Source organism: Pseudomonas sp. B21-048 (assembly GCF_024748615.1).
Classification (GTDB): Bacteria; Pseudomonadota; Gammaproteobacteria; order Pseudomonadales; family Pseudomonadaceae; genus Aquipseudomonas.
Window position 1 is genome coordinate 4,101,830 of the sequence record NZ_CP087168.1, and the last position, 21,694, is coordinate 4,123,523.

General features: G+C 58.6%; 19 protein-coding genes. 7 read left to right on the top strand and 12 right to left on the bottom strand.

Going from position 1 to position 21,694, the window contains the following annotated elements:
• Nucleotides 1–103 precede the first annotated feature (103 nt).
• On the top strand, nt 104–895 hold the full coding sequence (locus LOY56_RS19315) for a dienelactone hydrolase family protein (protein WP_258616608.1): 792 nt from the start codon (nt 104–106) through the stop codon (nt 893–895).
• A 163-nt stretch (nt 896–1,058) separates the two neighbouring features.
• The gene (locus LOY56_RS19320) at nt 1,059–1,784 is read left to right on the top strand and encodes a 4'-phosphopantetheinyl transferase (RefSeq protein ID WP_258616609.1); all 726 of its coding nucleotides are present in this window, start codon (nt 1,059–1,061) and stop codon (nt 1,782–1,784) included.
• A gap of 143 nt (nt 1,785–1,927) precedes the next feature.
• On the opposite strand, the gene LOY56_RS19325 is transcribed toward LOY56_RS19320, so the two are convergent.
• Together LOY56_RS19325 and LOY56_RS19330 are read right to left on the bottom strand one after the other, a co-directional pair.
• Complete coding sequence (locus LOY56_RS19325) at nt 1,928–3,538, bottom strand: ATP-binding protein (protein ID WP_258616610.1); 1,611 nt, start codon at nt 3,536–3,538, stop codon at nt 1,928–1,930.
• Nucleotides 3,535–4,248, bottom strand: a complete 714-nt coding sequence (locus LOY56_RS19330) for a response regulator (protein ID WP_258616612.1) — start codon at nt 4,246–4,248, stop codon at nt 3,535–3,537. The genes LOY56_RS19325 and LOY56_RS19330 overlap by 4 nt, the downstream gene beginning before the upstream one ends.
• A gap of 733 nt (nt 4,249–4,981) precedes the next feature.
• On the opposite strand from LOY56_RS19330, the gene LOY56_RS19335 reads away from it, so the two are divergent.
• A complete protein-coding gene (locus tag LOY56_RS19335) occupies nt 4,982–7,876 on the top strand; it encodes a ribonucleoside-diphosphate reductase subunit alpha (RefSeq protein WP_258616613.1) in 2,895 nt (964 codons plus the stop codon).
• 159 nt (nt 7,877–8,035) lie between these two features.
• Here LOY56_RS19335 and flgE read toward each other — a convergent pair whose 3' ends face one another.
• The 6 genes from flgE to LOY56_RS19365 all read right to left on the bottom strand — a co-directional run bounded on the left by flgE (nt 8,036) and on the right by LOY56_RS19365 (nt 13,106).
• Nucleotides 8,036–9,349 (bottom strand): flagellar hook protein FlgE, encoded by a 1,314-nt coding sequence (flgE, locus tag LOY56_RS19340; protein ID WP_258616614.1) that lies wholly within the window; start codon nt 9,347–9,349, stop codon nt 8,036–8,038.
• A 31-nt stretch (nt 9,350–9,380) separates the two neighbouring features.
• Nucleotides 9,381–10,070 (bottom strand): flagellar hook assembly protein FlgD, encoded by a 690-nt coding sequence (flgD, locus tag LOY56_RS19345; protein ID WP_258616615.1) that lies wholly within the window; start codon nt 10,068–10,070, stop codon nt 9,381–9,383.
• Nucleotides 10,071–10,085: 15 nt separating this feature from the next.
• Nucleotides 10,086–10,529, bottom strand: coding sequence for a flagellar basal body rod protein FlgC (flgC, locus tag LOY56_RS19350; protein ID WP_007937507.1), 444 nt, complete (start codon nt 10,527–10,529; stop codon nt 10,086–10,088).
• A gap of 3 nt (nt 10,530–10,532) precedes the next feature.
• Entirely contained in the window at nt 10,533–10,940 is a 408-nt protein-coding gene (gene flgB, locus LOY56_RS19355) for a flagellar basal body rod protein FlgB (RefSeq protein ID WP_258616617.1), read from the bottom strand.
• Nucleotides 10,941–11,299: 359 nt separating this feature from the next.
• Nucleotides 11,300–12,127 (bottom strand): protein-glutamate O-methyltransferase CheR, encoded by an 828-nt coding sequence (cheR, locus tag LOY56_RS19360; protein ID WP_258616618.1) that lies wholly within the window; start codon nt 12,125–12,127, stop codon nt 11,300–11,302.
• A gap of 46 nt (nt 12,128–12,173) precedes the next feature.
• Complete coding sequence (locus tag LOY56_RS19365) at nt 12,174–13,106, bottom strand: chemotaxis protein CheV (protein ID WP_258616619.1); 933 nt, start codon at nt 13,104–13,106, stop codon at nt 12,174–12,176.
• Nucleotides 13,107–13,187: 81 nt separating this feature from the next.
• Here LOY56_RS19365 and flgA point away from each other — a divergent pair, with 81 nt between their 5' ends.
• From flgA to LOY56_RS19385, 4 genes are all read left to right on the top strand, one after another.
• On the top strand, nt 13,188–13,949 hold the full coding sequence (flgA, locus tag LOY56_RS19370) for a flagellar basal body P-ring formation chaperone FlgA (protein WP_258616620.1): 762 nt from the start codon (nt 13,188–13,190) through the stop codon (nt 13,947–13,949).
• Nucleotides 13,950–14,125: 176 nt separating this feature from the next.
• A complete protein-coding gene (gene flgM, locus LOY56_RS19375; RefSeq protein ID WP_258616621.1) occupies nt 14,126–14,452 on the top strand; it encodes a flagellar biosynthesis anti-sigma factor FlgM in 327 nt (108 codons plus the stop codon).
• 48 nt (nt 14,453–14,500) lie between these two features.
• Complete coding sequence (locus tag LOY56_RS19380) at nt 14,501–14,968, top strand: flagella synthesis protein FlgN (protein ID WP_258616622.1); 468 nt, start codon at nt 14,501–14,503, stop codon at nt 14,966–14,968.
• A gap of 88 nt (nt 14,969–15,056) precedes the next feature.
• Complete coding sequence (locus tag LOY56_RS19385) at nt 15,057–15,803, top strand: flagellar brake protein (RefSeq protein WP_258616623.1); 747 nt, start codon at nt 15,057–15,059, stop codon at nt 15,801–15,803.
• 64 nt (nt 15,804–15,867) lie between these two features.
• Here the strand turns inward: LOY56_RS19385 and LOY56_RS19390 are convergent, their stop codons facing one another.
• From LOY56_RS19390 to LOY56_RS19405, 4 genes are all read right to left on the bottom strand, one after another.
• Entirely contained in the window at nt 15,868–17,250 is a 1,383-nt protein-coding gene (locus LOY56_RS19390; protein WP_258616625.1) for an MFS transporter, read from the bottom strand.
• Between the two features lie 71 nt (nt 17,251–17,321).
• Nucleotides 17,322–18,563: a glutamine synthetase family protein gene (locus tag LOY56_RS19395; RefSeq protein ID WP_258622770.1), complete on the bottom strand. Its 1,242-nt coding sequence runs from the start codon at nt 18,561–18,563 to the stop codon at nt 17,322–17,324.
• Between the two features lie 199 nt (nt 18,564–18,762).
• On the bottom strand, nt 18,763–19,455 hold the full coding sequence (locus LOY56_RS19400; protein WP_258616626.1) for a sensor histidine kinase KdpD: 693 nt from the start codon (nt 19,453–19,455) through the stop codon (nt 18,763–18,765).
• The gene (locus tag LOY56_RS19405; RefSeq protein WP_258616628.1) at nt 19,452–21,056 is read right to left on the bottom strand and encodes a tetratricopeptide repeat-containing response regulator; all 1,605 of its coding nucleotides are present in this window, start codon (nt 21,054–21,056) and stop codon (nt 19,452–19,454) included. Before LOY56_RS19405 ends, LOY56_RS19400 begins: the two co-directional genes overlap by 4 nt.
• Nucleotides 21,057–21,694: the final 638 nt, after the last annotated feature.

A 21,694-nucleotide genomic window follows, 5' to 3' on the forward strand; every position in this document is an offset into this window, starting at 1 on the left:
AGGTTACTGCCCCCTCCCTGTACTGCCCCTGAACGCACTCTGAACCTGAGCTGAATCACATCGACTACGCTGTTTTGACAACTCTTAATAAGGAGATTTGATCATGCGTATGTTCCTCGCCCTCGTATTACTGGCGCTGAGTGGGGTCAGCCAGGCTGCCATCCAGACCCAGGAAATTCCCTACCAGAGTGCCGACGGCACCCAGCTGATCGGCTATTACGCCTACGACGACGCCATCAAAGGCCCGCGCCCGGGCGTAGTGGTGGTGCATGAATGGTGGGGCCTCAACGACTACGCCAAGCGCCGCGCCCGTGATCTGGCCGGTCTGGGCTACAGCGCGCTGGCGATCGACATGTTTGGCGATGGCAAGAACACCGAACACGCCAAGGACGCCATGGCCTTCATGCAAGCCGCATTGAAGGACAGCGCTGCAGCCAGCGCGCGGTTTCAGGCCGGGCTCGATTTGCTGAAAAAACAGCCGCAAACCGATCCGGACAAACTGGCGGCCATCGGTTATTGCTTTGGCGGCAAAGTGGTGCTGGATGCGGCGCGTCAGGGTTTGCCGCTGGCGGGCGTGGTGAGTTTCCACGGCGCGCTGGTGACCAATACGCCAGCGACACCTGGCAGTGTGAAGGCGAAAGTCCTGGTGGAGCATGGTGCGCTGGACAGCATGGTCACGGCGGAAAACGTGATGGCATTCAAAGCGGAAATGGACAAGGCCAAGGCCGATTACAAGTTCGTCACCCTCGAAGGCGCCAAGCATGGGTTCAGCAATCCCGAGGCGGATCGTCTGAGCCATGGCGACCACGGCGGGCCGGACATTGGTTACAGCAAGACCGCGGATGAGAAGTCTTGGGCGGACATGCAGGCGTTTTTCAAGAAGATATTCGGCTGACACAATGATCGTTCCCACGGTCCCCGTGGGAATGCAGCCCGGGACGCTCCGCGTCCCTTCGACGGTGTGACGCAGAGCGTCACTGGATGCGTTCCCACGCAGAGCGTGGGAACGATCACCTTGGGACTACCCAGCCTCAAGGCAACCCGGCAAAATGCCCGTCATGAATCCCGTCCCCGCCCTACCCGTCTGCTGCACCCCACTCGACGCCCATTGGCCGCTGCCGTTTGTGCTGCCCGATACGGTCTTGTTGGGTACCCACTTTGATACCAAGCAACTGGCCAGCGATGATTTCCAGCGCAGCGCCATCGAGCCGCCCGCGAGCATCCAGCGTTCAGTGCCCAAGCGCCAGGCCGAGTTTCTCGCCGGGCGGGTCTGCGCTCGGGCGGCGTTGCAACAACTGGAGGGGCTGAGTTTCATCCCGGCCATCGGCGAAGACCGCGCACCGGTGTGGCCGGCGCATATCACCGGTTCGATCACCCACAGCACCGGCCGGGCCGCAGCGATTGTCGCGAACAAGGCGCACTGGCGCGGTTTGGGGATGGACCTGGAAAACCTGCTCGACGCGGAACGCGCCGAACGCCTGGCCGGGGAAATTCTCACCGGGCCTGAGTTGCAGCGCATGGCTGGCGGTGCTCGTGATCAATTGGCACTGTGGGTGACGCTGACGTTTTCGGTGAAAGAAAGCCTGTTCAAGGCGCTCTACCCGATCGTTCAACAGCGCTTCTATTTCGAACACGCCGAAGTGCTGGAGTGGAGCGAAGGAGGTGAAGTGCGGTTGCGGTTGCTGACCGACCTGTCCAGTGAATGGTGTAACGGCACTGAGCTGGATGCGCAATTTGCCGTGATGGATGGGCAGTTGTTGAGTCTGGTCAGTATCAAGGTTTGAGGGTTTGTAGCGCTTTCAGGGCCTCTTCGCGGGCAAGCCTCGCTCCTACGGATACGGATCGGGGCCGTTCACACATCTCGTTATCGAGATAACCTTGCGGCGATCCGACTTGCCCGCGAAGGCGATTATCCAGACACACGACCTCAACGCCGTTCCTGATTCCTCGGCCAGCTCAAACTGAAACAGGCCCCACCCAGGCTTTTGCTTTTGCTGATCAACGCTCGCCCGTCATGCCAATGGATGATCCGCCGCACAATCGATAACCCCAACCCATGCCCGCCCGAAGCGCGGGTGCGGCTGTCATCGAGGCGCAGGAACGGGGTGAAGATTTTCTCCCAGGCCGTTTCCGGCACGCCCGGCCCATCATCCTCGACATCCACCCGACAACGCTGCTGCCCCACCTGATAACTGACGGTCACCCGTGAATGAGCGTGGCGCATGGCGTTAGTCACCAGATTCTGCAACGCTCGGTGCAGGTAACGCGGCTCGGCCTCGACCCAGGCGTCGTCGCAATCGGCGGCCGACAAGCACAAGCCGCGCTGCACCGTGACCTCGGCGCGCAGCGGCGCCAGTTCTTCGATCACTTGATTGACCAACGCATCCAGATCGATCCGCTGAAAATTCAGCGCCGGCGAACCTTGCTCCAGCCGCGCATAAGTGAGCATCTCATCGACCAGCCGATCGAGGTCCTCGATGTCGTGGTCCATCCCTTCGCGGTACTTCTCCAGCGCCTCAGGCGTGGTGGCCGAACCGATCATCTCCAGGCCAAAACGCAAACGCGCCACCGGCGTGCGCAGCTCGTGAGACACCGCGCGCACCAGTTCTCGCTGAATCGCCAATAACTGTTGCAGGTGCTCGGCCATGCCGTTGAACGCAGAGGCCAGGCGCCCCACCGAATCCGCGCCGCGTGCTGGTACGCGAGTTTCCAGGCTGCCCTGGGCGATCCGTGTGGCGGCGGCTTCCAGCCCGCGCAAACGGCGTTCCAGCTGACGCACCAATAGATAGACAATCAAACCGATCAGGCTCAGGCCAAGGGCCGCGATCAGCACCAGCCACTCAGTCGGGTAAGGATTCATCTGGTACAGCGGGCCGATTTCCAGCACCCACGGCGTGCCGACCATGCCGGCGAACACCCGGATCGAATCGCCGCCCTTGCCCAGTGCCATCACCGTGTCGCCTTCGGATACTCGGCGGCTCTGGTCTTCGTCCATGTCGGCCTGATCGACAGTCACCAAGCGCAGATCGAAGCCGAACCCCTTCTCTTCCTTTAACTGCGCCAGACGTTTGGGCTGCTCGGCCACCGGGTAGCGCACCAGTTCATCGGCCAGCAGGTAAATGGTCGCCCGCGCCAATTGTTCGCTGATCTGCTGGACTTCCCCGGTGAGCACCAATTGTTCCTTGTCACTGACCAAGCGATAAACCTTCGCCGCGTGGGGGCCGGTCTGCTCCACCAAGGCCTGGCCGCGCAGCACGCGGGTGCGCTGGGTCAGGTCGAGGTCGGTCTGAGGAAATGTCTTCAGCGCCAACGGAATGCCGAGCAAGCGCTCCCACACCAGCAGCGCCCGACGGCGCTCGGTTTCGTTCATCGGTTGCAGGTTGTCGGCCATCAGCGAGAACGTGCCGTGGGCCAGGCGCTCGCGGTACTGCTCGCTACGCACCTGATTGAGCAAATGCAAGGCCAGCACGCCGAGCACGGCCACCAGAATCAGCGCCGCGCACATGCCGCCATAAATACGCAGAAAGATCGAGTTCACAGCGTGCAAGCTTCCGGCACGAACAGATAACCTTTGCTGCGGATGGTTTTGATCAGCCGCGGATGCTCCGGGTCATCACCGATCTTCGGCCGGATACGTGAAATACGCACGTCGATGGAGCGGTCCTGACCGTCATAACCGATGCCGCGCAGCGCGGTGAAAATTTCTTCGCGAGACAGAATACGCCCGGCGTTGGCCACCAGCAGCCAGAGCAAATCGAACTCGGCACTGGTCAACTCGATGCCTTTGTCATGCAGCCAGGCCTCGCGCAACGCGTTGTCCACCACCAACGGGCCGAACTGCAGACGCCGTTGTTTTTCCGGAGCGGTTTCAGGGGGTTCACTGCGCCGTAACAAGGCCTGGATGCGCGCCAGCAGCAGGCGTGGGCGAACCGGTTTGCAGACGTAGTCATCCGCGCCGAGGTCCAGGCCGAGGATTTGATCAGTGTCATCGGTGCGCGCAGTGAGCATCAGGATCGGGCCGTCAAACTTGTCGCGAACCTTGCGGCAAATGCTCAGGCCATCTTCGCCCGGCAGCATCAGGTCGAGGATCACCAGGTCCGGTTTTTCCTTGACGATGCGTGCCGCGGCAAGCGCGCCGTTGCCCTCGATCGAGACGCGCAGGCCATTGGCTTCGAGGTAGTCGCGGGTCAGTTCGGCCAGACGCTGGTCGTCCTCGACAATCAATACCCGCCAGGCTTCTTGCTCCACGATGACCTCTGCTTGCCAACATCACTTTAAAGGGAAGGATCCACCCGTCTTTTTGTAATGATTGGGGAGGATAAGAATGCATCTGCATTGGCCGATTGTATAAACGGCGCACGTCTGGAACACAAGCGGGTAAATGCGTTCGGACACAGCGGTTTTTTGTGATAGGGTTCGCGCCCTTAAAAATCCGAATGACTGTTTTCACCCGTGGAAAATCACTGAAAAAAGCTTCAATCCAGCTAGATCGCGGCCTACACGCCGGCTCCCCCTTTCACACACAATTTACGCACAGGTTTATCCACAGGCAGTACGTTGCATTCACCCCCCGAAACGCATTATCTTGTAGCCCGCGCGTTGAAAAATCGCTACATATAGGGTTTTACGCGGCAAACCAAACACAAACCGGACAGCAATTTCAAGCGCTTTTCATGTGTCTTTCCGGTTGAACCAAACGAATTTTTCGAAGACCAAACCGCGCGTGCGGATGGCTACTGTATTTCGGCCCAAAGTGGTGAAAACGGTACGGGTGTTGCAGTCATTACTGACACCTCGAAAGGAATGCGGTTTCGAGCACAGGCTCGTACCGAAACTTCGGCAAGGACGGCCTCATTAGCCTTTTTCCTACTGTCCCGAAGTTGTTATGCCCGACGCCCGTCGGTTGTAGTGCTTCAGGACAGAACGGTGGGCACCGTGATGGTGCCCAAACAAACATAGAGAATGTGGAGACAACCCCCCCATGCAAACCGATACAACTCGCGAGAACCCGCAGGGCACCTTGCCGCAGGCCGCCGATTCGACTTCGGATCTGTCCGCTACCGCGCCTGGCCAACTGCGCGTGATCAAGCGTAACGGGACTGTCGTTCCTTACACCGATGACAAGATCACCGTCGCCATCACCAAAGCGTTTCTTGCAGTTGAAGGCGGCACCGCTGCCGCTTCGTCGCGCATCCACGACACCGTTGCCCGCCTGACCGAACAGGTCACCGCGACCTTCAAGCGTCGCATGCCATCGGGCGGCACCATCCACATCGAAGAAATCCAGGACCAGGTCGAACTGGCCCTGATGCGTGCCGGCGAGCAGAAAGTGGCGCGCGACTATGTGATCTACCGTGACGGCCGTTCCAAGGAACGCGCAGCACACAAACCGGCCGAAGAAGCGGTCAACGCTCACCCATCGATCCGCATCACCCGCGCCGATGGCAGCCTGGCACCTCTGGACATGGGTCGCCTGAACACCATCGTCACCGAAGCGTGCGAAGGCCTGGAAGAAGTCGATGGCGATCTGATCCAGCGCGAAACCCTGAAGAACCTGTACGACGGCGTGGCCCTGTCCGACGTCAACACCGCCCTGGTGATGACTGCCCGTACCCTGGTTGAGCGTGAGCCGAACTACTCGTTCGTGACCGCTCGCCTGCTGATGGATACCCTGCGTGCCGAAGGCCTGAACTTCCTGGGCGTCGCCGAGAGCGCGACCCACCACGAAATGGTCGACCTGTACGCCAAGGCGCTGCCTGCATACATCGCCAAAGGTATCGAATTCGAATTGCTGAACCCGGTTCTGGCGTCCTTCGACCTGGAAAAACTCGGCAAGGCGATCAACCACGAGCGCGATCAGCAGTTCACGTACCTGGGCCTGCAAACCCTGTACGACCGTTACTTCATCCACAAGGACGGTATCCGCTTCGAACTGCCACAGATTTTCTTCATGCGCGTGGCCATGGGCCTGGCAATCGAAGAGAAGAACAAAGAAGACCGTGCGATCGAGTTCTACAACCTGCTGTCGTCCTTCGACTACATGTCGTCGACCCCGACCCTGTTCAACGCCGGTACTTTGCGTCCACAGCTGTCGAGCTGCTACCTGACCACCGTGCCGGATGACCTGTCGGGCATCTACCACGCGATCCACGACAACGCCATGTTGTCGAAATTCGCGGGCGGCCTGGGCAACGACTGGACGCCGGTTCGCGCGCTGGGCTCGTACATCAAGGGCACCAACGGCAAATCCCAGGGCGTTGTACCGTTCCTGAAAGTCGTGAACGACACCGCCGTCGCCGTTAACCAGGGTGGCAAGCGCAAAGGCGCTGTGTGTGCTTACCTGGAAACCTGGCACATGGACATCGAGGAGTTCATCGAACTCCGTAAGAACACCGGTGATGATCGCCGTCGTACCCACGACATGAACACCGCCAACTGGATCCCTGACCTGTTCATGAAGCGCGTCTTCGATGACGGCCCGTGGACCCTGTTCTCGCCATCCGAAGTGCCGGATCTGCACGACCTGACCGGCAAGGCCTTCGAAGAGCGTTACGAGTACTACGAAGCCCTGTCCCAGTACCCAGGCAAGATCAAGCTGTTCAAGACCATTCAGGCCAAAGACCTGTGGCGCAAAATGCTGTCCATGCTGTTTGAAACCGGCCACCCATGGCTGACCTTCAAAGACCCGTGCAACCTGCGCAGCCCGCAGCAGCACGTGGGCGTGGTTCACAGCTCGAACCTGTGCACCGAGATCACCTTGAACACCAACAAGGACGAGATCGCCGTTTGCAACCTGGGCTCGATCAACCTGCCGAACCACATCGTCGACGGCAAGCTGGACACCGCCAAGCTGGAACGCACCGTGAACACCGCCGTGCGCATGCTCGATAACGTAATCGACATCAACTACTACTCGGTGCCGCAAGCGAAGAACTCCAACTTCAGGCACCGTCCGGTCGGTCTGGGCATCATGGGCTTCCAGGACGCTTTGTACCTGCAGCACATTCCTTACGGTTCCGACGCTGCCGTCGAGTTCGCCGACAAGTCGATGGAAGCGGTCAGCTACTACGCGATCCAGGCGTCCTGCGACCTGGCTGACGAGCGCGGTGCTTACGAGACGTTCCAGGGTTCGCTGTGGTCCAAAGGCATCCTGCCGCTGGATTCGCAACAGATTCTGATCGAGCAGCGTGGCCAGAAGTACATCGACGTTGACCTGAACGAATCCCTGGACTGGGCACCGGTTCGTGCCCGTGTGCAGAAAGGCATTCGTAACTCCAACATCATGGCCATCGCACCGACCGCGACCATCGCCAACATCACTGGCGTGTCGCAGTCGATCGAACCGACTTACCAGAACCTCTACGTGAAATCGAACCTGTCGGGCGAATTCACCGTGATCAACCCGTACCTGGTTCGCGACCTGAAGGCTCGCGGCCTGTGGGACTCGGTCATGATCAACGACCTGAAGTACTACGACGGTTCGGTACAGCAGATCGAGCGTATCCCGCAAGAACTCAAAGAGCTCTACGCAACTGCGTTCGAAGTGGACACCAAGTGGATCGTTGACGCGGCAAGCCGTCGTCAGAAGTGGATCGACCAGGCTCAATCGCTGAACCTGTACATCGCCGGTGCTTCGGGCAAGAAGCTGGACGTGACCTACCGCATGGCTTGGTACCGTGGTCTGAAAACCACTTACTACCTCCGTGCCCTGGCCGCGACCAGCACCGAGAAGTCGACCATCAACACCGGTAAGCTGAACGCTGTTTCCAGCGGCGGCAACCACGGTGACGATTCGGTTCTGGCGGCTCCTGCCGGCCCTGCCCCAGTGCCGAAGGCTTGCGCCATCGACGAGCCGGATTGCGAAGCTTGCCAATAAGCTGAATGGATGAGCGCCGCGAGGCGCTTACCTGAAACCCCCGACAGGCCTCTGGCTTGTCGGGGGTTTTCTTTTGCCTGCTCTAAGATCTTGATCTCCCACCCATAAAAAACCCCTCTTGCGAGGGGTTCTTGGTGAAGCGCTATCGGCTAACCAGCATCAGGTCATCTGAATGATGGTCTGCATGATGGTGCTCTGGGTGGAGATAGTCTTGGCGTTTGCCTGGTAGTTGCTCTGCGCCTTGATCAGGTCAACCAGTTCGTTGGTCAGGTTTACGTTGGACTCTTCCAGCGAGTTGGACACGACCGCGCCCAGGGTACCGGTTTTCGGCGCATCGACACCGGCCACGCCGGAAGCGAAGGTTTCTTTCCAGCGTGTGCCGCCAATTGGCTGCAGGCCTTGCTCGTTGGCGAAGCTGGCCACCGCCACCTGGCCGATGGCCTTGGTTTGCTGGTTGCTGAAGTTGGCGGTCATGACGCCGCTGGCGTCGATGGTCAGGCTGGAGATCTGGCCGGTGGCGTAGCCGTCCTGGTACTGGGCGGTACGGGCGGTTGGCGAGTTGTAAGAGCTAGTCAGCGCCATGTTGAACGCGATACCACCCGTGGCCGCGACGGAACCGTTCGGGCCCCAAGTCACAGGAGTCGTTGCAGCGTTGGTCACAGCACCTGGAACCCAGTTACTCATGGTCAAGGTTTTGCCACTTATGGTCCAACCGGAAACGGCGGCCAGCGTGTTGATACTGCCGTCAGAGTTGAAGGTGATATCCGCCACAGCCGGAGTCAGGGTGTTGTTGGCCGGGTTGGCCGGGGAACGACCGTCCATGTAAGTGTGTATACGCCAGGCATTGGTTCCCGTTTTCACGTAGTACTGATCCATGGTGTGCTCGTTACCCTGGCTATCGTAGACCTTGGTGGAAATGGTCTTGTTATAGCTGTTGGTATCGGTCGGGCTGAACGTGGCCACGGTCGGCGTTGTTTCCGCCGAATTCAGGTTCATCGTCTGATCAACCTTGGTCGTCGGGTTCGGCTTGAGGGCCGACGTATTAATCTTCAAGTCAGTCAACACACCGTTGATGATCTTGCCGTTGGCATCAGCGCCAAAACCCTGTAGACGGTTGCCGTTGTTATCCACCACATAGTTTTCAGCGTCGGTCTTGAACGCACCGGCACGGGTGTAGCTCAGGGAACCATTGTCGCTGAGGATGAAGAAGCCGTTGCCCTGGATGCCCATGTCCAACACGTTGCCAGTATTGTTCACGTCGCCCTGACTGAACTGCTGGGAAACGTTGGCCAGACGCACGCCGTTACCGACGGTCTTGCTGCCGGTACCCAGGCGAGTGGCCGAGTACACGTCTTCGAATTCTGCACGGGAGGATTTGAAACCGGTGGTCGCGACGTTGGCGATGTTGTTGCCGGTCACGTCCAGTTGTTTGTTGGCTGCATAGAGACCGCTAAGGCCGATATTGAAAGACATATTCCACTCCTTTGTGCCGTGCTAGTCGGCTCTATAGACCAATGGTTTGAACTTGGGACAGGGCAACGCTGCCCATGCCTGCCAGGTTCAGCATCAACTCACCGCCGGTCTGGCTGATGGTCACGCTGTTGACCGTTGCCGGCAGGTAAGTAATCAGTGAGGTGTTCGTGCCGTCGATGCTGGTCGTCGCGCCGAAGGTGTAAGTACCCGCCGGTGCCACCGCGCCCGCCTCGTCCTTGCCGTCCCAGATGAAACTGGCGTTGCCGGCACTTTGACTGCCCAGGTCGAGGGTGCGGATGGTTTTGCCTTCCGAGTTGCTGATCTTGACGGTGGCAGCAGCAACCGATGTCGGCATCACGACGGTACCGTTGAGGCTCTTGGAGGTATCAACCACCGTTTTGTCGGTCTGCGCGATGACCGAACGGCCCACCAGCGAAGAAGCCTGCAAGGCTTGCGACGAGTTATAGCTGCTGGCAAGGCCGGTAACCGTGTCGTTCAGCGTGGTAATGCCTTCCAGGCTACTGAACTGCGCCAGCTGTGCCACGAATTCGCTGTTGTCCTGAGGATCGAGCGGGTTCTGGTTTTTCAGCTGGGTGACCAGCAGTTGCAGGAACGCGTCTTTGCCCAGTTCTTGCCCGCCGGTAGCGGCAGAGGTCAGGCTGTCCTTGTTGGTCGTGGTCGTGACCGAAGAGTTGGCCAGAACATCGCTGATAACGCTCATGTGAATCGCCCCTTATCACTGACCGAGGGTCAGGACCTTCTGCATCATGGTTTTGGCGGTGTTCATCATTTCGGCGTTGGTCTGGAACGAACGGCTCGCGGAAATCATGTCGGCCATTTCTTCGACGACATTGACGTTCGGGTAATAGACGTAGCCCTTGGCATCGGCGGCCGGATGGTTCGGCTCGTAGCGCGCTTCAAGGTTGCTCTGGTCTTCGACCACGCCCAGTACTTGCACGCCTTGACCGGCCGCGTCCTGGTTCTGGAACAGCGAATCGCTGCCGCCGCTTTGGCCACCCTGGAACATGGTGGCGAACACCGGGTGACGGGCACGGTAAGTCTGGTCGATGCTCGACGAGACGGTCTCGGCGTTGGCGATGTTCGAGGCCACGGTGTTCAAGCGAGTGGTCTGGGCACTCATGCCGCTACCGGCAATGTTGAAAACACTGGATAGGGACATGGATTACTCTCCGCGCAGGGCTGACACCAGCCCTTTGAATTTACTGTTGAGCAGGGTGAAGCTGGCCTGGAAGTTAACCGCGTTTTCCGCGTAGTTCGATTGTTCCAGCTGGGCGTCCACGGTGTTCTGGTCGATCGAGGGCTGCATCGGCGTGCGATACATCAGCGACTCATCGCCGTTGCCCAAGCCTTCAGCTTCGATGTGACGGCTGTTGGTCATGTTCAAGGCGAAGTTGCCGTTTTTGGTTTTCTCGTTCTGCTCGGCGAGCACTTTCGAGAAGTCCAGATCCCGAGCCTTGTAGTTCGGGGTGTCGGCGTTGGCGATGTTGTTGGCCAGGACTTCAGCGCGCTGAGCGCGAAAGCCCAGGGCTTGTTCGTGGATACCGAGCGCTTTATCGAAGCTGATGCTCATGTCGGGAAACCTTCGGGTGACCTGATTTTTCGTACGATGGACATAGCAAGCGGCGTGCCAATTCAAAAAAGCCCGTAAACCGGGGCTTTGCCCGCAATGGCGAGACGGCAATGCCAGAAAAGCGGCAACCGATTTCCGCCACCTGCCGCTTTTCTGCCGCTTTCTCACAGGCAATACCCAATCATCTGTAGGAGCGAGGCTTGCCCGCGAAAGCGGTGTATCAGTCAATGATGATGTTGTCTGACACACCGCTTTCGCGGGCAAGCCTCGCTCCTACAGGTGATGCGGCGTCTATGAGGATCAGACACAAAAAAACGGGAGCCCCATGAGGACTCCCGTTTTTTTATGCCACCAACGAATCACTTCGCCTTGTAAATGATCCCCGGGCTGCACTGGACCATTTGGTAATGATCCGGCAAACCGTTCAGCGCTTCGGATGCGCCAAGGAACAGATAACCGCCTGGCTTCAGCGTGCTGTGGATGCGCAACAGGATGTCTTTCTTCACCTCGGCAGAGAAGTAGATCAGCACGTTGCGGCAGAACACGATGTCGAACTTGCCCAGGCTCGCGTAGCTGTCCAGCAAGTTGAACGAGCGAAATTCCACCCGACTCTTGATCGGCGCCTTGATGGCCCAGCGCCCCGGCCCTTTCGGGTCGAAGTAACGCTGAAGGCGCTCGGGCGACAAGCCGCGGCCGATGGCCAGGCTGTCGTACTCGCCAGTCTTGCAGTTGGTCAGCATGGTGCCGGACAGGTCGGTGGCAACGATCTGCACCCCCGCCTTCAACTGGCCCATGTTGACCCGCTCGAACTCATCGACGGACATCGACAACGAATACGGTTCCTGGCCCGATGAACACGCGGCCGACCATATCCGCAGGCGCTGGCCGGGGCTTGCCTTGATGGCTTCAGGCAATACCTTGTTCTTCAAGACTTCAAACGGATACGTGTCACGAAACCACAGGGTTTCGTTGGTGGTCATGGCATCCACCACCATCTCGCGCAAACCGCTGCGCGGCTGGGTCTGGATGCGCTGAACCAGCTCACTCAGCGATTTGATGCCCTGCTGTTCCATCAGTTTGTTGAGACGGCTCGAGACCAGGTATTGCTTGTTTTCACCAAGCAAAATGCCACAGGCTTTTTCCAGGAAGACCCGGAACTGTTCGAAATCCAAATTACCCGTAGACAATGATGCGGCCTCTTAAATCATGTTGACCGCCAGGGGCAAAGCGCCCCTAGCTGATATCTGCTGCTTTGATCCGGTCGACCACCCGGGATGCCAAGTCATCAGGACGGAACTTGGCCAGGAAGTCATCGGCACCGACTTTCTTGACCATCGCCTGATTGAACACACCCGACAACGAAGTGTGCAGGATGATATGAAGCTTCTGCATGCGCGGGTCGGCGCGGATCTCGGCTGTCAGGGTGTACCCGTCCATTTCCGGCATCTCGATGTCGGAAATCATCATCAGGAACTCGTCTTCCGGCTTCTTGCCCTCATCGGCCAGCTTGCGCAAGTAATCCAGCGCTTGCCGACCATCGTTCAACGCCACCACTTCGACGCCGATCGTTTGCAGGCAACGGCTCACCTGTTTGCGCGCCACCGATGAGTCATCGACCGTCAGTACGCGCAAGGACAACGCCTTGTGCTGAGTCTCGACATCCACCACGCCCACCGAAATCGCTTCCGGTGTCGGTGCCACTTCCGCCAGCACCTTCTCGACGTCGATGATTTCGACTAACTGGTTGTCGACCCGAGTCACCGCCGTCAGGTAGTGATCGCGCCCGGTGCCCTTGGGTGGCGGATGAATCTCCTCCCAGTTCATGTTGACGATGCGCTCCACCGACCGAACCAGGAAACCCTGGGTCTTGGTGTTGTACTCCGTGATGATCACGAAGGGATTGCTCTGATCTTTCAACGCACCGGAACCGGTCGCCATCGCCAGATCCAGAATCGGAATGGTCGCCCCCCGAATATTTGCCACACCGCACACGACAGGACTGGACTTGGGCATCAGGGTCAGCTTGGGGCATTGCAGCACCTCACGAACCTTGAATACGTTGATCCCATACAGCTGCTGGCCGTCAAGACGGAACAACAACAGCTCAAGGCGATTCTGCCCTACCAGTTGCGTGCGCTGGTTCACCGAATCCATTACACCAGCCATGCCAGACTCCTACAACCAACGCTAAGTGTGTTGCGACGCACATTCATCACTAAACGGCACGGCGCTTGCTTTTTAACTCTTATGAACACAGAACCGACATTTTTTCGACGCCTGACATCCACCTGCCGCAGATTGCTCTGCGTGATGCCGGCCGTTTGCCTGTTCAACGCTGGCAGCCCTGCCCTTGCTGACGCGGTTACCTTGCCTGACATGCTTATCGGCGTCACTCAGGGCTTTCTTGAATTCACCGTAGAAGACTATCTGGCCACCAGTCAAACGCAAGGACGCTACGAGATCGAGGTCAACCAGCTCGATCCGCGCTTGCGTATGCCCATGTGCGACAAGGAATTGACAGCCACCCTTGAAAGCCCGGCGAGGCCTCTGGGCCGGGTCACGGTCAAGGTTCGCTGCGACGGCGCTTCCCCCTGGACCGTTTTCGTACCCGCTCAAGTACGGCTGTTTCGCGACATCGTGACGACCACCCGCCCCCTCAAGCGCACAGGGATTATCGAGCCTCAGGACGTGACCCTGCGCGAGCGTGATATCAGCCTGATCAATCAGGGTTTTCTGACCTCTGTCGATCAGGCGATCGGACAAAAACTTACCCGACCAATGGTCGCCGATCAGATCATTACCCTGGTGCATCTCGAACAGGCGGAAGTGATTCGCAAGGGCGATCAGGTGGTGATTACCGCCCGCAGTGGTACGCTCAGCGTGCGTATGCCGGGCGAGGCACTGTCCAATGGCGGCATCAGCGAACAGATTCGCGTGAAAAACCTTAACTCCCAGCGAGTCATCAAGGCACAAGTCACCGCGCCGGGCCAGGTAGAAGTTTTTATGTGAGTGGCCATGTAAAACACTCTGTTCTGGAAGATATGGCGCGCCACTCGGCCGTCCCCTAAACTGTGCCGCAGGCAGGACGCGCGGGTGCACGCACGCTCATTGATAAATGGGCCTAAAGTTTTCCGGGAAATAGCCGAAAACATGGCAAGCGTCCAAATACCCAGAGGTTTTTTGTCATGGTCATCGATTTCAGTCGTTTAAACAGCTCCTCGTCACTAACGGGCGGTACACGTACCAGCGCTGCGAAGGAAACCGTCGAAGCCGGCCAATCCATGCCGCTGAATACCCCGGCCGAACAGGCCAGTACCACCAAAAGCGGGGAATCGGTACACCTCAGCAATGAGGCTCAACAGTTGCAGAAGGTCACTGACAAGCTGCGCGATCAACCTGCCGTCGACAATGCCCGCGTGGCCGAGTTGAAAGCAGCGATTGCCGATGGCAGCTATAAAGTCGACAGCAACCGTGTAGCCAGCAAACTGCTCAACTTCGAAGCCCAGCGCTAGGCCACGGCCCGCGCCAGGCTTTTGGACGCTTAAAACCCAAGGCCAGCCATGCACGACACTCATTTACTGCAACTGATCATCGACGACTTTGCCCCGGCACAACACTTGCTGCAATTGCTGCAAACCGAGTCCCTCGCCTTGCACGGTCGCGACATGCCACTGCTTGAAGAGATTCTGGCGCAGAAACAGGCATTGATCATTTTGCTCGAGCAACATGGCCGCAAGCGCAGTGAGATCCTCGTCAGTCTCAACCTGCCGACCCATCGCCAGGGCCTGGAACAATTGGCCAGCCATTCAAGCATTGGCGAACAGTTGCTGGCACAGAGCGACGTGCTGACCGACCTTCTGGCCCAATGCCAGGCCGTCAATATCAATAATGGCCAGTCGATTCTGGTGCAGCAGGCCGCCACGGCCAATCAGCTGAAAATCCTCACCGGTGGCGAGCCACCAGCGCTCTACGATGCCCGCGGTTCAACCTCCAAACTCGCAAAACCGCGTCCGCTCAGCCAGGCTTGAGCCTTTCAATGCACACACTCTATCAAGACGCGAAACATGCTGGCAAAATGCCGGCCAGTAGTCATATTTGCCTGGAGATTGATGCCCCGTGTCCAATGCCTTAAACGCGGAAGATGCTCCGCAGCCACCCAAGGTGCTCACCACGCCCCTGGAAATCTCCGGCAACCTGCGCCAGCTGCAAGACAGCCATGACCCGCTGATCATCACGTTCCACGAGCGCAACCAGCGCTTCCAGAGTTATCTGGTGGACATCGATCGCGACAGTAACATGATCGCCCTGGACGAAATGATCCCTCGCGACGGTGAACGCTATCTGCTGGCTGGCGAACCGTTCAAGGTCGAAGGCTTTCACGACGGTGTACGCATCGCCTGGGAAAGCAATGGCCCGCTGACCATCGACGAATCCGGCGATGGCCGCTGCTACCGTGGCGCGCTGCCCGATGAAGTGGTTTACCACCAGCGCCGCAATGCTTTTCGCGCCGCGTTGAAGCTGGCGCAATTGGTCAATGTCGACCTAGGGGGCGACAAACTCAAGTCGCCCATCAGCGGCAAACTACTGGACATCTCCGCCACCGGCTGCAAGTTGCGCTTCGAGGGCGACATCACCGCCAAGCTACAACTGGGCCAGGTCTATGACCGCTTCGTTGCCGCCCTGCCCTTCGGCAACATGACGGCACCGGTGGAGCTGCGTTACCTGCACTTCGAAGAAAAGATCAAAATCACCTTTGCCGGCGTTCGCTTTCATAACATGAGCGGTCTGGTGCAACGGCAGGTCGAACGGTTCGTCTATCAGCTTCAGCGCGAAGCGCGGCGCTTCGATAAAGACGACTTCTGATACGTCGCTCCCATAAAAAAACGGGCAGTCCCTTGCGGTGACTGCCCGTTTTTTTATGCCTCGATCAAGGCCGCGCTTCGGTAAAGCTTTGCTCGCGGCCCGTGTCAGGATCTGCTGATTCCGAATCTGTTTCAGCTTCTGATTCGGCCTCGGCATCCGGGCTGAAATCAGCCTCTGGATTGACCGGGTTCTGCATCTGGTCATGCACCACCTGCTCATCGACACGCGGGTCAAGGCAAGCGACCAGTGGTGAACTTGCCATACTGTCCGGCATGGCCACGTGATGCAGCGGGGCATCGTCCACCTGATGCAGATTGGTGACCGCTTTCGGACGAATTCGCCACACCAGCACCAAGGCGAAGAAGCTGAAAAAGGCATAGAGCATCTGACTGCCGAACAGCTTCATCAACACCCCGGCCACCAGCGGCCCGATACTCGCGCCGACACCGTAGGTCACCAGCAGCATCGCCGTCAGCGACACCCGGCGATCACCCTCCACGTGGTCATTGGAAAACGCCACCGCCAATGGATACAGGCAGAACTGCACCAATGAACAGAGGAACCCGGCGACGAACAGTACTTCCAGCTGTACCTTCGGCATAATCGCCAGCGGCAACGCCGCCAGTGCCAGGCAAAATGCAAAACTGCGGATCAACAGCGCCCGGTCATAGCGGTCCGACAGCCAACCCAGCGGCCACTGCACCACCAGGCCTGCAAAAATGCAGCTCCCCATGAACAGACCGACCTGTTCGGTCGACAACCCTTGCTGCGAGGCATACAGCGGCGCCAGACCGTAGAATGAACCGACGATCAACCCCGACCCCAACACCGTACTCAGTGACTGCGGCACGCGCTTGATGAAGAACCGCGGCTCCATCGGCGCCGGGTGCAAAGGCGCCGGGTGAATCCGCCGCGTCAGGGCCACTGGCACCAGGCAGAGGGCGAAACACAGCGCGACCAGCATCAGCAGTTCCAGGCCCAGGCCGGGGTGCATGACCAGAATCAGCTGGCCCAACACCAGCCCCAGATACGAAGCGATCATGTAGCCGCTGAACACCACCCCACGCTTATTCGCTTCCGCCTGCTCATTGAGCCAGCTTTCGATCACCATGTACTGGCACATCATGCCCAGGCCGACGATCACCCGCAGGAATAGCCACGCGGGCAACCAATCCACCAGGCCATGGCCCAGCACCGCCGCGCCGACAATCCCGGCGCAGGCTGAATAGGCTCGAATATGCCCGACCCGGGCAATCAACCGGTGGCCGATCTTGCCACCCAGCACCAGGCCAAAATAGTTGGCGGCCATCAATGCACCCACCCACAGGCTGTCGACTTTATCGGCCGCCAGGCGCAGTGCCAGGTAAGTACTCAACAGGCCCGAGCCGATCAACATCATCAGCGAGGCGAAATAAAGCCCTCGAAAGGATTTCAGGATTTGGCGCATCGGCGTTCCGGGCGGCTCCTTGCAATGAGTATCGGGCTATCGACAAACGATAGCCCGATGGCGACAGGTCGTCAGGCCTGGGCTGCCAGCACACGCCGTTCCCAGGGAGTAATTTCATCGAAGAAGCTGGTCAACTCCATGGTCTTCGAAGCGATGTAGCCTTCGATGAACTCCTTGCCGAACAGTTCCTTGGCCAATTGGCTACGTTTCAGACGTTCGAGAGCCGCATGCAAGGTACACGGCAACGAAAGATTATCCGGCACAACGAACTCACCCTGGATCGGCTCGCTCGGCTCCAGCTGGTTTTCGATGCCATACAACCCCGCGGCCAGGCTCGCGGCGATCGCCAGATACGGATTGGCATCGGCCCCCGGCAAGCGGTTTTCGACCCGACGAGCGACCGAAGAACTGGCCGGAATGCGCAGCCCGGCCGCGCGATTGTCGTGGGACCAGCAGGCATTATTCGGCGATGCGTAAGGATGGCACAGGCGCTGATAGGAGTTCACGTTCGGCGCGAACAGCGCGGTGAAATCCGCCAGGCCAGCCTGCTGACCGCCGATGAAATGACGGAAGGTCGCCGTCGGCTCGCCGGCCTTGTCGCTGAACACGTTACGCCCGGAGCCGATCTCGACGATGCTCTGGTGAATATGCATCGAACTGCCCGGCGTGTGAGCCAACGGTTTGGCCATGCAAACCACGGTCAGGCCATGCTTGAGCGCCACTTCTTTGAGCAGATGCTTGAACAACAAGGTCTGGTCGGCCAGCAGAAGCGGATCGCCGTGCAGCAGGTTGATCTCGAACTGGCTGACGCCCATCTCGTGCATGAAGGTATCGCGCGGCAAGCCCAGCGCCGCCATGCCTTCGTAGACTTCACTAAAGAACGGTCGCAAGCCGTTATTGGAGCTGATGCTGAACGCCGAATGACCGTCCTCGCGCCGGCCGTCCAGGCCCAGTGGTGGCTGGAAGGGTTGCGTCGGGTCAGGGTTGGGCGCGAAGACGAAGAACTCCAGCTCCGTCGCCACCACCGGCGCCAGACCGAGAGCGGCATATCGAGCGATCACGGCCTTGAGTTGGCCACGGGTCGACAATGGCGAGCTCTCGCCTGTCAGCTCGTGCGCATCACAAATGGCCAGCGCTCGAGGCTGCGAGCTCCAGGGCAAGCGGTGGATCTGCGTGGGATCAGGCACCAGCGCCAGGTCGCCATCATCGCTGCCATAAAAGCGCGCCGGCGGATAACCGCCCATGATGCATTGCAGCAGCACTCCCCGCGCCATCTGCAAACGCCGCCCTTCCAGAAATCCTTCGGCGGTCATCACCTTGCCGCGTGGTACGCCGTTCAGGTCCGGCGTGACACATTCAATCTCATCAATGCCCGTCAATCGCTGCGCGAGTGAACGATGGCCATCGGTTGTCATGACGCAATCCTTGTTGTTGTACGAGCCGCGAACGGCGACCCGTACAAAATAGGCTCCGACTGTTCGGAATTTCAAGCAGCGTCAAACAAAAAGGTATTCAGGGAAGGTAAAGGCTGAACACACCGCCACCCAATGGGCCGCCATTGCTGATTTCAGTGCGCCCACCCACACCATTGCGCTGATGCAACGCGGCAATCCGCCCGGCAAAGTACAAGCCCAGGCCAGTACTGCCACTGCTCTGATTGATGCCCTGCACGTAATCGGCCTGACGTTCGATCATTTCGGGCGGGTAACCCTCGCCATCGTCGTTGAGGGTCAGCACCAGTTGCCCGGCCTCATCGCTGACGCTGATCAACAAGGCATGACGGGCGTAACGAATGGCATTGTTGATGCTGTTGGCAAGCACCGAGGCAATCAGCTCCCGATCGAAGAAACCCAGCGGGCTCAACGGGTCCACTTCATAGGTCGCAATGATGCCGCGGCTGGCGAAAACGGGTTGATGAGCCGCCAGTTGCGCCTCAATGAAATCATCCAGTTCATGGTAGGCCGGCTGCAACGGCATCTGGTTGACGCCGAGTTTGTACAGGCCCAGCAACTGCACCAGCATGTCATTGAGATGGGCGAATTCGAAGTCGATCACGCCCTGTTCCGGGGTGTGCCGTTCGGGATCAGGCAAACGCGCCAGCCATTGGCTGTGCGCCTGCATCAACATGGCCAGAGAATTCTTCATGTCATGCACGGTGGAGGCAATCACCGTGGAAAAGTCGAGTGACGGTTTACTGTCGATCATTCGCCGAACGCCTTGATTTTCAGTTTCTGGTAGCGCGGATAGCGCGCGTCGGAATCGGGCATCAGGCCGACGGTTTTCAGGCAGGCGCGGCATTCTTCCAGTTCGGCCGACGGCACGCTGGTGTCAGTGCCGTGCAGCAGCGACTGCGCCATGTTCAGGGCAATACTGATGTTCTTCGGTTGCAGGGCCAGGGCTTTGCGAAATACATCCCGCGCTTCCACCAGATTGCCAGTCTTGTACACCCGCACGCCCTGACGGTTGAGGTCGGCGGCCGCGTTGCCGGAGTTGAGGATGGTTGGGTCGTCGGTCAGCTTGGCGATGCCTTTCATCACCGTTGGATCATCGCCGTAGATTTCTGCACAGTTCTTCAGCATCGAAGCACCGGCATCCGCCTGCCCGAGCATTTGCAGCTGCTTGGCCACCAGCAACGCCGCTTCGGCGCTCATGAACTGCTCCATGCCATCGAGGCGCATCATCGCTTGCTCGGTGAGCTTCTCGGCCGTTTCGGCATCGTTGAGCAACAGGCTGGTTGCTTTCATCAGACGCGCACGAATCTGCAAGCCGGGGTCAGAAGGATTTTCCTTCGCCACCGCACTCAGCGTCGTGTTGATTTCGAGACGGGTTCGGGTGTCCAGGCCCTTCTCACTGCCTTTGCTGATCAAGGCATGGGCCAGGCCGAGGTTGCTTTCCGCATCCTTGAAACGTGATTGAGCCCCTTGGGTCACGGCCTGGCGATAGGCTTTGGAGGCAGTATCGAAATCCTCGTTGGCCATCGCCAGTTTGCCCAGCAACGCCTGCCGGCGCACCGCCAGCGGCGATAGGCGAATAGCCTCTTCCAAGACTCTCTGCGCGCCCTTGGTGTCGCCTTCGGCGACCAGCACATCGGCCATGCCGTCGTAGAGGGCCGGCATCATCGGGAAGACTTTCAGGGCTTTCTCATAAATGCCTTTGGCCTGGCTGACCTGGCCGCGTTTGAACAGCAACTGGCCCAACCCGGCAAATGCCCAAGGCAAAGGTCGATCAGCAATGATGCTGTCGTACAGACGCTCCAGCGCCTCATTCTGGTTCAAGTCGCGCAACGCATCGGCACGGTAACGCAGGCACAGCGGCGAGTAGCGAATGTCTTGTTTGCACAGGGCGATGCAGGCATTGAGCACTTCAACCGGTTTACCCCGGTCAAGGGCTTGCAGGATCGGTTTAAGCAAGGTCTTGCGCTGTTCCAGACGCTCCAGACGCTGGGCCAGGCCGGAACGGTTGAACGGCTTGGTCAAGTAAGCATCAGGCTCGTGTTCCAGTGCACTGAGCACCATGGCCTGACTGGTTTCGGCGGTGACCATGACAAATACACTTTCATGGCTGATCAGCTTCTCGATCATCAGGTCTTCGAGCACCTGCTGACCGTTCTTCTTGCCATCGCCCAAGTGGAAGTCCTGCAGGATGAAGTCGTAGGACTTCTGCGAGCACATGCGCAGCGCCTGTTCACCGGTATCGGCGGTGTCGACGTTCTTGACGCCCAGCTCCCGCAGCATGGACCTGACGGAACTGCGGAAATCCGAGAAATCATCGACGATCAAAAAACTTTTTTGGTGATACGACAGCATCGAGGATTTCCAGGCAATTAAAGAAGAACAACCCAAAGGCAAACGACACGGGGCGAGTTGCCTTTTTTGGCGCGCAGATGATAGCGGGAGGCCATAGGCTATCAAGCAATTTCGCAAAAACCCGTGATGACCATTGCCGGCCGCCAGAGATAAAAATGACAACGACCGTTCGGGTTATCGGCCAGTAGTCGCGTTCCCTTGAAGCGACGGGAGTGCATTTGCGCATTTGCGCTGTCATGACAGGCTCTCCACGTAAGTCGTCGGGTGGTTCTGGGGTAAAAAATCCCGCCAAAGCAAATGCCCTGGCGGGCTTTTTTAACAGCTGAATGCTGAGATTTTATGGAGTTTCAGGGACGACATGATTCAGCCAGCCCATGCCCTACTTGGGTTTCAGCTGATTCGAGCCGCGCCAGTGTCGAGTGTCCATGGCCCTTCCCCACCCTCTTCGCCAAAAACAAATCGACATAATATTGACACCAACACACCCGCCCGTCTGAATATTGGCACATCGCACTGTTAGCTGCGGTTAACACCTTTACAAAGCCTGAGCCCACAACTAAACACACATCAAACTGATATCAGGAAAGGCCGTATCCCTGAGTCGGTGCTACCTCAAAACACGGCCTCATCCAGCCATT

Excerpts from the sequence above, each read along its gene's own strand:
- LOY56_RS19315 (WP_258616608.1), top strand. The coding sequence starts at position 104 with ATGCGTATGTTCCTCGCCCTCGTATTACTGGCGCTGAGTGGGGTCAGC.
- LOY56_RS19320 (WP_258616609.1), top strand. The coding sequence starts at position 1,059 with ATGAATCCCGTCCCCGCCCTACCCGTCTGCTGCACCCCACTCGACGCC.
- LOY56_RS19335 (WP_258616613.1), top strand. The coding sequence starts at position 4,982 with ATGCAAACCGATACAACTCGCGAGAACCCGCAGGGCACCTTGCCGCAG.
- flgE (WP_258616614.1), bottom strand. The coding sequence starts at position 9,349 with ATGTCTTTCAATATCGGCCTTAGCGGTCTCTATGCAGCCAACAAACAA.
- flgD (WP_258616615.1), bottom strand. The coding sequence starts at position 10,070 with ATGAGCGTTATCAGCGATGTTCTGGCCAACTCTTCGGTCACGACCACG.
- flgC (WP_007937507.1), bottom strand. The coding sequence starts at position 10,529 with ATGTCCCTATCCAGTGTTTTCAACATTGCCGGTAGCGGCATGAGTGCC.
- flgB (WP_258616617.1), bottom strand. The coding sequence starts at position 10,940 with ATGAGCATCAGCTTCGATAAAGCGCTCGGTATCCACGAACAAGCCCTG.
- LOY56_RS19365 (WP_258616619.1), bottom strand. The coding sequence starts at position 13,106 with ATGGCTGGTGTAATGGATTCGGTGAACCAGCGCACGCAACTGGTAGGG.
- flgA (WP_258616620.1), top strand. The coding sequence starts at position 13,188 with ATGAACACAGAACCGACATTTTTTCGACGCCTGACATCCACCTGCCGC.
- flgM (WP_258616621.1), top strand. The coding sequence starts at position 14,126 with ATGGTCATCGATTTCAGTCGTTTAAACAGCTCCTCGTCACTAACGGGC.
- LOY56_RS19380 (WP_258616622.1), top strand. The coding sequence starts at position 14,501 with ATGCACGACACTCATTTACTGCAACTGATCATCGACGACTTTGCCCCG.
- LOY56_RS19390 (WP_258616625.1), bottom strand. The coding sequence starts at position 17,250 with ATGCGCCAAATCCTGAAATCCTTTCGAGGGCTTTATTTCGCCTCGCTG.
- LOY56_RS19395 (WP_258622770.1), bottom strand. The coding sequence starts at position 18,563 with ATGACCGCCGAAGGATTTCTGGAAGGGCGGCGTTTGCAGATGGCGCGG.
- LOY56_RS19400 (WP_258616626.1), bottom strand. The coding sequence starts at position 19,455 with ATGATCGACAGTAAACCGTCACTCGACTTTTCCACGGTGATTGCCTCC.
- LOY56_RS19405 (WP_258616628.1), bottom strand. The coding sequence starts at position 21,056 with ATGCTGTCGTATCACCAAAAAAGTTTTTTGATCGTCGATGATTTCTCG.